The sequence below is a fragment of the Streptomyces sp. BK79 genome, from assembly GCF_044142145.1.
Classification (GTDB): domain Bacteria; phylum Actinomycetota; class Actinomycetes; order Streptomycetales; family Streptomycetaceae; genus Streptomyces.
In genome coordinates, this window is the sequence record NZ_JBHVOC010000020.1 from 173,902 (window position 1) to 185,249 (window position 11,348).

The 11,348-nt window shown below is 71.4% G+C and carries 12 protein-coding genes; 3 read left to right on the forward strand and 9 right to left on the reverse strand.

Translation table 11 applies throughout. The features are described from left to right. Positions 1-78 precede the first annotated feature (78 nt). The 3 genes from ACFIF2_RS24675 to ACFIF2_RS24685 all read left to right on the forward strand — a co-directional run bounded on the left by ACFIF2_RS24675 (position 79) and on the right by ACFIF2_RS24685 (position 3,627). Positions 79-1,008 carry an HAD family hydrolase gene (locus ACFIF2_RS24675; RefSeq protein WP_395575413.1) on the forward strand — a complete coding sequence of 310 codons (930 nt, stop codon included), beginning with the start codon at positions 79-81 and terminating at the stop codon, positions 1,006-1,008. A gap of 318 nt (positions 1,009-1,326) precedes the next feature. Next, positions 1,327-2,121 carry an ECF subfamily RNA polymerase sigma factor, BldN family gene (locus tag ACFIF2_RS24680; protein ID WP_395575414.1) on the forward strand — a complete coding sequence of 265 codons (795 nt, stop codon included), beginning with the start codon at positions 1,327-1,329 and terminating at the stop codon, positions 2,119-2,121. 261 nt (positions 2,122-2,382) lie between these two features. Beyond that, complete coding sequence (locus tag ACFIF2_RS24685; RefSeq protein WP_395575415.1) at positions 2,383-3,627, forward strand: DUF5667 domain-containing protein; 1,245 nt, start codon at positions 2,383-2,385, stop codon at positions 3,625-3,627. A 72-nt stretch (positions 3,628-3,699) separates the two neighbouring features. Here ACFIF2_RS24685 and ACFIF2_RS24690 read toward each other — a convergent pair whose 3' ends face one another. The 9 genes from ACFIF2_RS24690 to ACFIF2_RS24730 form a co-directional block, all read right to left on the reverse strand. After that, complete coding sequence (locus ACFIF2_RS24690; RefSeq protein WP_395575416.1) at positions 3,700-4,785, reverse strand: lysophospholipid acyltransferase family protein; 1,086 nt, start codon at positions 4,783-4,785, stop codon at positions 3,700-3,702. Positions 4,786-4,799: 14 nt separating this feature from the next. Further along, complete coding sequence (locus ACFIF2_RS24695) at positions 4,800-5,861, reverse strand: NAD-dependent epimerase/dehydratase family protein (protein ID WP_395575417.1); 1,062 nt, start codon at positions 5,859-5,861, stop codon at positions 4,800-4,802. Between the two features lie 213 nt (positions 5,862-6,074). Continuing rightward, positions 6,075-6,173, reverse strand: coding sequence for a 30S ribosomal protein bS22 (locus tag ACFIF2_RS24700; protein WP_003948845.1), 99 nt, complete (start codon positions 6,171-6,173; stop codon positions 6,075-6,077). 108 nt (positions 6,174-6,281) lie between these two features. Then, positions 6,282-6,494 (reverse strand): helix-turn-helix domain-containing protein, encoded by a 213-nt coding sequence (locus ACFIF2_RS24705; protein ID WP_004984898.1) that lies wholly within the window; start codon positions 6,492-6,494, stop codon positions 6,282-6,284. 129 nt (positions 6,495-6,623) lie between these two features. Next, positions 6,624-7,439 carry a phosphatase gene (locus ACFIF2_RS24710; RefSeq protein ID WP_395575426.1) on the reverse strand — a complete coding sequence of 272 codons (816 nt, stop codon included), beginning with the start codon at positions 7,437-7,439 and terminating at the stop codon, positions 6,624-6,626. A gap of 102 nt (positions 7,440-7,541) precedes the next feature. After that, the gene (locus ACFIF2_RS24715; RefSeq protein WP_395575418.1) at positions 7,542-8,714 is read right to left on the reverse strand and encodes an acetoin utilization protein AcuC; all 1,173 of its coding nucleotides are present in this window, start codon (positions 8,712-8,714) and stop codon (positions 7,542-7,544) included. Next, a complete protein-coding gene (locus ACFIF2_RS24720; RefSeq protein ID WP_395575419.1) occupies positions 8,665-9,894 on the reverse strand; it encodes an MFS transporter in 1,230 nt (409 codons plus the stop codon). The genes ACFIF2_RS24715 and ACFIF2_RS24720 overlap by 50 nt, the downstream gene beginning before the upstream one ends. 23 nt (positions 9,895-9,917) lie before the next feature. Further along, on the reverse strand, positions 9,918-10,601 hold the full coding sequence (locus tag ACFIF2_RS24725; protein WP_395575420.1) for a VC0807 family protein: 684 nt from the start codon (positions 10,599-10,601) through the stop codon (positions 9,918-9,920). A 69-nt stretch (positions 10,602-10,670) separates the two neighbouring features. Continuing rightward, positions 10,671-11,339: an HAD family hydrolase gene (locus ACFIF2_RS24730; RefSeq protein ID WP_395575427.1), complete on the reverse strand. Its 669-nt coding sequence runs from the start codon at positions 11,337-11,339 to the stop codon at positions 10,671-10,673. Positions 11,340-11,348 lie beyond the last annotated feature (9 nt).

Consider the following 11,348-nt stretch of genomic DNA (forward strand, 5'->3'; position numbering starts at 1 on the left):
GACACGGTCGCCGAGAGTTCACAGCGTGCGAACCTCTCGACTCCGAACCCTCCGAACAAACTGGCTATGCTCACGGACATGGCCGCTCTTCGATGGCTCACTCCCCGAAGGCGCTCCGCCACGGCGCGGAGCGTCCTGGCAGGCGAGGCCTCGGCGGAGGCAGCCCGCAAATCCGCCCAGGCCGAGGAGGCCACGGCCCTCGACACGGGCTCGGAACCGGACTTCCCCGTCCACGGCGACGACCGGGCAGCCGCCTTCTTCGACCTCGACAACACGGTCATGCAGGGCGCCGCGATCTTCCACTTCGGGCGGGGCCTGTACAAGCGGAAGTTCTTCGAGACCCGCGACCTGGCCCGGTTCGCCTGGCAGCAGGCGTACTTCCGGCTCGCCGGGTTGGAGGACCCGGAGCACATGCAGGACGCCCGCGACTCCGCCCTGTCGATCGTCAAGGGCCACCGCGTCTCCGAGCTGAAGTCCATCGGCGAGGAGATCTACGACGAGTACATGGCCGAGCGGATCTGGCCCGGCACCCGCGCCCTGGCCCAGGCGCACCTGGACGCCGGGCAGAAGGTCTGGCTGGTCACGGCGGCCCCGGTGGAGATCGCCCAGGTGATCGCCCGCCGCCTCGGCCTGACCGGGGCCCTGGGCACGGTGGCCGAATCGGTCGGCGGCGTCTACACGGGCAAACTGGTCGGCGAACCGCTGCACGGCCCCGCGAAGGCCGAGGCGGTCCGCGCGCTGGCGACGGCGGAGGGCCTGGACCTGTCCCGCTGCGCCGCCTACAGCGACTCGCACAACGACATCCCGATGCTGTCGCTGGTCGGACACCCGTACGCGATCAACCCGGACTCCAAGCTGCGCAAGCACGCCCGGGAGCTGGAGTGGCGCCTGCGCGACTACCGCACCGGCCGCAAGGCGGCCAAGGTCGGCATCCCGGCGGCCGCGGGCGTGGGCGCCGTGGCCGGCGGCACCGCGGCGGCCATCGCGCTGCACCGCCGCCGCCGCTGAACGGCTCGGCCGTCGACCCAATCGGTGTGAGCTACCCCCGGGACACTCCCTCCAGTCCCCTTTCCTCACATCGACCACAACACGCTCTGTAGTCACCAGGAACCCGAACCGTTTCGGTCATCAACTGATCACTCTGGCGCATCTGATCGAGCGTCAATCGGGCATGGAAGCGACGTAATCGATGATTTGAGCAACTGGGCGTAGCAGTGCCTGCACGAAGCGTTATTCTCCTCAGACGCATTCCGGTTCCCCACCTTCGCTACGAGGGGTGAATGGTTCCGTACTGCACGTGATGGAAGCTCTGCCTCTGGGAGTCCCGTGTACCCACACGTCGGGGTTGACGCCTCGGGCCTGGCTACGCTGCGCGCAACGGTCAAATCAGCCCAAGACCTGTTGCGCGGCTTCGTCCCCACCGCGTACGCCGTCCCCGCCCTCGCCACGGCCGCCGCCCCCGTGGGCCCGTGCTACGCACTGGCCGACGGAAGCGCCGCCGTCGGCAGACGCGCGCGGTCGTCCTCGTCCGGGGCCGCCGCCACCACCCACCGCCGCCCCGCCGCGGACAGCGACAGCGCCCGCATGATGGACCTGGTCGAGCGGGCCCAGGCCGGCGAGGCCGACGCCTTCGGCCGGCTCTACGACCAGTACAGCGACACCGTGTACCGCTACATCTACTACCGCGTCGGCGGCAAGGCGACCGCCGAGGACCTGACCAGCGAGACCTTCCTGCGGGCCCTCAGGCGCATCGGCACCTTCACCTGGCAGGGCCGCGACTTCGGCGCCTGGCTGGTGACCATCGCCCGCAACCTGGTCGCCGACCACTTCAAGTCCAGCCGCTTCCGGCTGGAGGTCACCACCGGCGAGATGCTCGACGCCAACGAGGTCGAGCGCTCCCCCGAGGACTCCGTCCTCGAGTCCCTCTCCAACGCCGCCCTGCTGGACGCCGTACGGCGGCTCAACCCCCAGCAGCAGGAATGCGTGACCCTGCGCTTCCTCCAAGGGCTCTCGGTCGCCGAGACCGCCCGGGTCATGGGCAAGAACGAAGGCGCCATCAAGACCCTCCAGTACCGGGCCGTGCGCACCCTCGCCCGGCTCCTCCCCGACGACGCGCGCTGAGAACCGGACCCTCGGAGGCGCCACACACCGACGCAACTCTCCGCGTTCCCAAGTCACCACCGGTGAGAGTCTGTTGAGACAGCGGTCCGATCATCCACCGTCCGTAACCCAAGTGCCACGCCGCTCGTTGTGCGGGATGCAGGCTCCCTGTGGTCATTCCCTGGCCGACTCCGATCACACGATCGGGTGGTTCCGATCAGGGTGTGCAACCCTCAGGACCCCCTGGGGAGTCGACCGTCATGACGAGAGGAGGTGCCGCCAGTGATCGCGAACGTATCGGCACACCGGCGGGCGAACGCCTTCGCCCAGGCTCTGGAGGAGCAGTCCGATCCCGGGGCGGCGGCCGAGCAGTCCGGAGGACCGGCAGGCGCCGGGGCCACCGCGGAACCGACCGAGCAGGGTCGTCTGTTGACCCTCGCCACCGGCCTGGAGACGCTGCCCCGGCCCGAGCTGGATCCCGAGGTCAAGGTCGTCCAGCGGGCCCAGCTGGTGGCCGCGTTCGAGGCCATGCTGCACGAGGGCACCGCGGGCGGCGGGGCGGCGGACAGATCGGTTCCGGAACAGCGCAGGGCGCGCGGCGCCCACCGGGCGGCCCCCCTGAGCAGGTTCCGGCCGCGCTCACGGCTGGCCAAGGGCCTGACCGCCGGCGGGCTGAGCGTGAGCGTGGCCGCCGGTGCCTTCGGCGGGGTGGCCGCCGCCAGTTCGGACGCCCTGCCCGGCGACTCGCTCTACGGCCTCAAGCGCGGCATAGAGGACTTCCGCCTCGGTCTCGCCGAAGGGGACGACGAACGCGGCCGGGCCTACCTGGACCTCGCGTCGACCCGGCTGAGCGAAGCCCGTCGGCTGATGGAGCGCGGTCGCAGCGGCCCCCTCGACCACGAATCCCTGGGTGAGGTCCGCCGCGCCCTGTCCGGCATGCGGCACGACGCGTCCGAGGGGCACCGGCTCCTCAGCGCGGTCTACGCCCGCGACCCCGGCTCGCTCGCCCCCATGCAGGCCCTCTCCGCCTTCTCCCGCTCCCACCGGGAGACCTGGGGGGCACTGCGCGAGCGGCTGCCCGTGCAGCTCGGGGACGTCAGCGAGCAGGTGTCGTCGGTGTTCGACGCCATAGAGGACGACGTGGCGCCGCTGGAGTCCATGCTCCCGCCGCCGCCCTCCCGGGACGACACCGGCGGGGACGACGGCCGCCCCGGCGGTTCCGAGTCGGCGACCAGCGACACCCCCGGCTCCGGTCGCCCGTCCACACCCAGCACCGGCACCGGCGGCACGCCGGAGCGCGGGCGCTCGGACAGCGGCAGGCCCAGCGAGTCGGCCGGCTCCGGCCAGGAGAACGACGGCCTGCTCGGCGGCGGCACGGGCGGCCTGCTCGACCCGCCGAAGGACAGCAGCCCCGCCTCCCCGTCGACGGGCGGCGACACCCCGCCCCCCGAGCCCGACGTCACCCTCCCGCCCCTCCTCCCGGGCCTCCTGCCCGGCCTGGGCATCGAGGCGGAGGACGCGGACTGAGCCGGTGGGGGCGCCCTCCTCAAGGGGTGCCCCCACCGCCGTCCTCAGAAGAACTCGGCGGACTCGGCGGACTCAGAAGAACACCGACCGCCGCTGCACCAACAGCTTGTAGAGCGTGTGCTGGATCTGTTCCCTCACCTGATCGGTCAGGTTGAACATCAGCATCGGATCCTCCGCCGCCTCCGGCGGGAAATGGTCCGTGGGGATCGGCTCACCGAACTGGATCGTCCACTTCGTCGGCAACGGCACCGCGCCCAGCGGCCCCAGCCACGGGAAGGTCGGCGTGAGCGGGAAGTACGGGAACCCCAGCAGCCGCGCCAGCGTCTTGGCGTTGCCGATCATCGGGTAGATCTCCTCCGCGCCCACGATCGAGCACGGCACGATCGGCGCCCCCTGCCGCAGCGCCGTGGACACGAAACCGCCCCGCCCGAAGCGCTGCAGCTTGTACCGCTCGCTGAACGGCTTCCCGATGCCCTTGAAGCCCTCCGGCATCACCCCGACCAGCTCGCCCTGACCGAGCAGCCGTTCGGCGTCCTCCGCGCAGGCCAGCGTGTGCCCGAGCTTGCGGGCCAGCTCGTTGACCACCGGCAGTACGAACACCAGGTCCGCCGCCAGCAGCCGCAGATGCCGGTCGGCCGGATGGTGGTCGTGCACGGCGACCTGCATCATCAGACCGTCCAGCGGCAGCGTCCCGGAGTGGTTGGCGACGATCAGCGCGCCCCCCTCGGCCGGGATGTTCTCCACGCCCTTCACCTCGACCCGGAAGTACTTCTCGTACACCGGCCGCAGCAGGGACATCAGCACCTGGTCGGTCAGCTCGGCGTCGAACCCGAAGTCGTCGACCTCGTAGTCACCGGTGAGCCGGCGCCGCAGAAACGCCAGCCCGCCCGCGACCCGCCGCTCCAGGCCGCCGACCGCGTCCTGCGACGACAGCGGATCCGGCTCCCCGGGCGACTCGCGCGTCACCGGCGTATCGTCCTGCGCGGCGCCCCGCACCGGCAGCGGCTGCACCTCCCGCACCGGCACCGACTCCGTCGCGCCCGCGCGCCTGCTTCCCCCGCCGCGGCGCCGCGCCGGGCGCTGTGCCGCGCTCCCGCCGCTCCCGCCGCTCCCCCGCGACCGGTCGTCGTCGAACGGAATGACCTTGGCGTCCGCCATCGTTGATGCGCTCCTCAGTTGGCGCTCTGCGTCGGGAGGTGGCCACTGCCCCGCAGGGACAGCTCCGCGATCCGGTCCACGGCCCCCGCGAGGGCCTCGGGCGGCAGCAGCCCGGCACCACGGGCCCGCGCGAAGTCCGCGAACGCACCGGCCGTCGAGTACTTCGGCCGGAAACCCAGGGTCTCGCGCATCTGCGTGGTGTCCACCACCCGCCCATGGGTGAGCAGCCGGATCTGCTCCGGGGCGAAGTCCGTCATCCCCAGCGTACGCACGAGCGAGCCCGCCCAGGTGACCGCGGGCAGCAGCAGCGGCACCGTCGGACGGCCCAGCCGGCGCGAGCACTGGGAGAGCAGCAGGACACCGTCGCCCGCGATGTTGAACGTCCCGCTGTTCAGCGTGCCCCGCCGCGGCTCGTGCGAGGAGATCCGCAGCACCTCGATCACGTCGTCCTCGTGCACGAACTGCAGCCGCGGGTCGTAGCCGAACACCGTCGGCAGCACCGGCAGCCCGAAGTACGAGGCGAGGGGCGTGTCCGCGGCCGGGCCGAGGATGTTGGCGAACCGCAGCACGGTCACCGCGACGTCGGGCCGGCGGCGGGCGAAGCCGCGCACGTACCCCTCGACCTCGACCGCGTCCTTGGCGAAGCCGCCGCTGGGCAGCGACTTGGGCGTCGTGGTCTCGGTGCACACGGCCGGGTCGCGCGGCGCGGAACCGTAGACGTTCGTACTGGACTTCACCACCAGCCGCCGCACGGCCGGCGACTTCTGGCAGGCGCCGAGCAGCTGCATCGTGCCGATGACGTTGGTCTCCTTGACCGACGTACGGCTGCCGCTGCCCAGCGGCGTGCCCGTGACGTCCAGGTGGACGACCGTGTCGGCGCCCGTCTCGGCGATGACCCGCACGATGGCCGACTGCCGGATGTCGGCCCGGACGAACTCGGCGCCGCCCAGGTGGTGCTCCGGCGCCACGGCGTCCACGGCCACGACCCGGTCCACGTCGGGATCCCGCTGGATGCGCCGGACGAACCGGCCGCCCAGCTGACGGGCCACTCCGGTCACGAGCACGACCTTGCCCAAGATCAGCGCCTTCCTTCCGCCCTACTGCGTACCCTGCCGCGTTCCCCGCCTGCGGGCCAACTTAGCCGCTCGGTGTTGCCCTGTGATGACCGCCGGACGCGGCACGTGACGAGATTTCGCGGTCCCGCCGCCCGCGCCGCCCCGCGGGAACGACTGTGGCCCCCCACCGGATGCGGTGGGGGGCCACAGACCACGCTGACGGCGCAGCGTCGCTTACTTCTTGTTGCGACGCTGAACGCGCGTGCGCTTCAGCAGCTTGCGGTGCTTCTTCTTGGCCATCCGCTTGCGCCGCTTCTTGATAACAGAGCCCACGACTACCCTCGCTCACTTCTCATCACTCGGTTGTTGGGCGCCATGGGCCCACACGACCTACGAGGGGCCAGCCTACCCGCCGAGCGCTGAGACTCGTAATCGAGGTCGTCAGGCCGTTTCCACCCCCACGTAACTCTCGCGGAGGTACTCGTGAACCGCTTGCTCCGGGACGCGGAACGACCGTCCCACCCGGATCGCGGGCAGATGACCGCTGTGCACCAACCGGTACACGGTCATCTTGGACACGCGCATCACCGAGGCGACCTCCGCCACGGTAAGGAACTGAACCTCGTTCAGAGGCCTTTCGCCAGCTGCAGCCATGACACACCTGAACCTTCCGCACTCGACGGCCACCGGCTTCCCCTTCCGGTGACTCTTCGTCGCTGCGTGCTCACTCCCCAATGTAGGGGCGGGTGATGCGAATGGGGAAGAGGTGCACCCATCGCTTCCCTACCGTGACAGACACGCCCGATTGAGTACGTAGCGGGTAAGCGGCCGGTAGTACTCAGACCGCACAGCGTCATCAAGTGGAACGACGACGGACACGGACCCCTCTGCCTGACCGACGAAGGGCGCGGGATCGTCCGTATCGGCCGGCCCGATGGCCTCGAACCCGAGCTGACCTGCACCGCAGACCCACCCGTGGTCCCCGATCACCAGCTCCGGAAGGGGCCCGCCGGCCTCGGCCGCGGCCGCCAGCGCGGTACGAACCGGGAGCGGCGAATGCGTGTGTGCGCCGGGCTCACCACCGGCGCGTCCAGCGCCGGGTTCCCGCACCAACGCGACTCCCCGGACGTAGTCGAGGTTGTACGTGCGTAGACCGAACCGGGTCGTTATGTCGACACAGTGACCCTGCGCCGGGGTGAGGACAGCACATCCCGCCGCCGACAGCGCCTCGGCCAATGCGGCGTAGAAGCCGAGCAGCCGATGCGGATGCCCGGTGCCCAGGAGCACCGGCCCGCGACGCTGAGCGACGACCGCGAGCCGTCCGGCGAAGGCGTCCAGGGCGGCCAGCGTCCTGTCGGGGTCGATCACGTCCTGACCCGACCTGTCGTACGGATCGGCGGACACCCCGCACCTCTGCGCCATCAGCCCGAGCAGGTCCCGCGGCCCCCACTCCCCCTCCGGGTCGATCCCGATCAGCACCCGCGGGTCCCGGGCGGCGAACAACCGGTAACTCCGCAGACTCACCTCACGAGAGGTCGCCACCACCCCGGCCAGCCGAGCATCCAGAAGATGAGCCCGAAGAGCTCCACGGGTCAGCACGACACCGATGCTGCCGCTTTCCCACGCCCCCGACACGAGGAACACCGGAACTCTCCCACGGTCGGCGTAACGTTCCCGCGCCCCCGCAACCGGCACTCACCGTCAAGCCAAGAGCCCCCGCAGCGGAAACACCGCCCGCCGAGCCGCCACCACCGCCTGATCCAACCGATCCGCAGGGTCGTAACCCGCCTCCCACGCCGCCCACGACACCGGCCACCGCCCATCGGTCATCCGCATCGGCCCCAGCTGCCGCGTCCGCGCGAACACCTCCTGCCGCCAGCCCTCCGGAATCACCGTCTCCGGCTCCACCGGCCGCCCCGCCGCGATCCCCACCAGATGCGTCCACGACCGCGGCACCACATCCACCACGGCGTAACCACCGCCCCCCAGCGCCACCCACCGCCCGTCGGCGTGCTCGTGCGCCAGCTCGTGACACGCCACCTGCACCGCCCGCTGCGCGTCCAGCGACACCGCCAGGTGCGCCAGCGGATCCTCGAAGTGCGTATCGGCACCGTGCTGCGTCACCAGCACCTGCGGCCGGAAGTCCGCGATCACCTCCGGCACCACCGCGTGGAACGCCCGCAGCCACCCCGCGTCCCCGGTCCCCGCCGGCAGCGCGACATTCACCGCCGACCCCGGCGCGCCGTCCGCCCCGGTCTCCTCCGGCCACCCGGTCTGCGGGAACAGCGTCCGCGGATGCTCGTGCAGCGACACCGTCAGCACCCGCGGGTCCTCCCAGAACGCCGCCTGGACGCCGTCCCCGTGATGCACGTCCACGTCCACGTACGCGACCCGCTCGGCCCCCAGCTCCAGCAGCCGCGCGATCGCCAGCGCCGCGTCGTTGTACACGCAGAAACCGGACGCCGCCCCCGGCATCGCGTGGTGTAGCCCGCCCGAGAAGTTCACCGCGTGCAGCGCGTCCCCGCGCCACACCGCCTCCGCCGCCCCCACCGACTGCCCGGCGATCAGCGCGGACACCTCGTGCATCCCCGCGAAGGCCGGATCATCGACCGTCCCCAGCCCGTACGACAGGTCCGCCGCACCCGGATCCGCCGACGCCGCCTTCACCGCGTCGATGTAGTCCTCCCGGTGGACGAGCCGCAACGTCGACTCCCCGGCCGCCCGCGCGGCGACGACGTCCACCTCCTTGTCGAGCCCCAGGGCACCGACCAGTCGTCGCGTCAGGGCGAGCCGGACCGGATCCATCGGATGCTCCGGACCGAAGTCATAGCCCGTTACTGCCTCGTCCCACATCAGCTGTGCGCGGCCGCTCATGCCCGCCACCGTATCGGTCCGGTTGAGCCGCGAACGACCGGGCGTACACGACCGTCACCAGCACCAACACCATCGGCACCAGCATCGCCCCGCGATAGCTCCACACATCCCCCAGCACGCCCACCAACGGCGAACCGACCAGAAAACCCACGTAATTGAAGACATTGAGCCGCGCCACCGCCGCGTCGGACGCCCCGGGACGGCCGTCCCGCTCCTCGGCCAGCCGCCCCGCCGCCGCGAACGTCTGCGGCACCAGCACGCACAACCCCAGCCCCAGCAACGTGAACCCGAGCATCCCCACCCACGCCCCCGGCGCCCCCGCCACCACGGCGAACCCACCGGCCGCGACGACCGCCCCACCCCGCACCACCGCCACGGCCCCGAAGCGCCGCACCCCGAAGTCCCCGACGGCCCGCCCCACCAGCGTGGTCACCATGTACACGTTGTACGGCACGGTGGCGGCCTGCTCGGAGCCCCCCAGCACGTCCTGCACGTACTTCGCGCTCCAGTTGGAGACCGTCGAGTCCCCGATGTACGCGAAGGTCATCACCAGACACAGCGGCAACAGCACCTTCCACCCGACACCCGCGCCCCCGCCCTCGTCCTCCTCCGGACGCCCGCCCTCCCCGTCGACGTACCACCGGCTGCCCACCAGCGCGGCCGGCACCAGCACGGCCACCACCGGCAGATACGACACCCACAGCGCCAGGTCCCCGCGCGCCCCCGCCCAGGCCAGCGAAGCCCCGAGAATCCCACCCAGGCTGTACGCGGCGTGGAACCCCAGCATGATGCTGCGCCCGTACGCCCGCTGCAGACTCACCCCGAGCATGTTCATCGAGGCGTCCAGCGCACCGACCGCGAGCCCGAAGACGCCCAGCGCGACGGCCAGCACCGCCACCCGGTCCCCGGCCCCGACACCGAGCAGCGCCAGCAGGACCACGGGCTGGGACCACCGCAGCAGCCGGCTGGGCCGCACCCGCCGCACCAGACGCCCCGTCACCACACTCCCGACACCGGCCAGCACCGGCACCGCGGCCAGGAAGACCGGCAACAGCGCGTCGGAGACGCCGTACCGGTCCTGAATGGCCGGGATGCGCGTGACGAGCAGAGCGAAGGCGACGCCCTGGGCGAAGAAGCCGAACGCCAACGAGACCCTGCCGCGCCGCAGCACATCAGTCATGGCGGCGAGCGTAGGGCCCCCGCTTACCCGTGGGTAGATCCCGCCAAAGACGAATCCCGCTCAGCTTCGCCGCCGGCACCCGCCCCGCCGATCATCCGCGCCATCGGCACCGCCCCCACGACACCACTCACCACGAAGGCCAGCAGCATCATGACGACCATGACGACGTTCCCGAGCCACACCATCGTGTCGACCGGCACCGTACAAGCCCCCACCACCCGCAGCGCGCACTCCCCGACGAACGCCACCCCCCACACCCCGGAGAACCTCAGCTCCGCCCGGCGGAACTCCGCCGACTCCCGCCGCAGCCGCTCCCACGCGGCCTCCCGCCCGGCGTCCCCCTTGACCAGCCACGGCTTGAGGGTGGCCGTCATCATCGGCCTCCCCAGGACCACGGACACCAGCAGCACGATCCCCACCACGCTGCTGATGGCGCTGTCCTTCACCAGCAGCAGCCGCGCGTCCCCCGTCTCGAATCCGAGCAGCAGCCCGACGAGGTTCACCAGGAGAATGAGCAGCGGAAGCCCGTTCACCTCCCGCTGCCCCAACAGACCCCACCCCGTCCGCAGGACGGGCAGGACACTGCTCCAGGCGAGCGCGGCCACGGCGCTCATCCCGAACGCGCCCTTCAGCAGGTAGTACGACCCGAGGGGCACGCCCACGTCCAGCATGAGCGTCACGAGGGTACGGCGCTTGTCCGTCGTCATGCCCTCAGCTTCGCGGTGGGCCCGGGCCCCGCAGTAGACACAACCGTCCGGAGCTGCCGGTGACAAATGTCAGTGCGTGCCGCCGGGCCCGAGGCATCGCAGCAGGTCGAGCAGGTCTCCCATGTCGTCGAAGAGCCGGTCGGCCCCGGCGAGCCTCGCGGCCGGCGTCATGGCCGTGAACCCGTAGACGTCCATGCCGGCGGCGACGGCGGCCCGCACCCCGAGCGGGCTGTCCTCGATCACGACACACCGCTGCGGCGCGACCCCCATCCGCTCGGCCGCGTACAGGAAGAGGTCCGGGGCGGGTTTCCCCCGCCCCACGTCCTGCGAACTGAAGATCCGCTCGTCCCCGAACCAGCGGTCCAGCCCGGTCTTCCGATGCCCGACCCGGATCCGGTCGTGGCTCCCGGAGGAGGCCACGCAGAACGCCGTGCCGTCCGCGGCGAGCTTCTCGAGCACGCCGACGGCCCCGGGTACGGGCTCCAGCTCGCGCTCGAACGCCGCGAACACCCGCCTGTGGAACACGTCGTCGAAGTCGTCGGGCAGCCGCCGTCCGGACCGTTCCAGCACGAGGTCGTGCACCCGGTGCATCGCGCCCCCCATGTAGTCCCGGAGGGATTCGTCGTACGACGTCGGGTGGCCCAGCTCGGTCAGATAGCCGGCCAGCAGCCGGTTGGAGATCGGTTCACTGTCGACGAGGACCCCGTCGTTGTCGAAAATGACCAGTTCGTAGCGCATACAAAGACA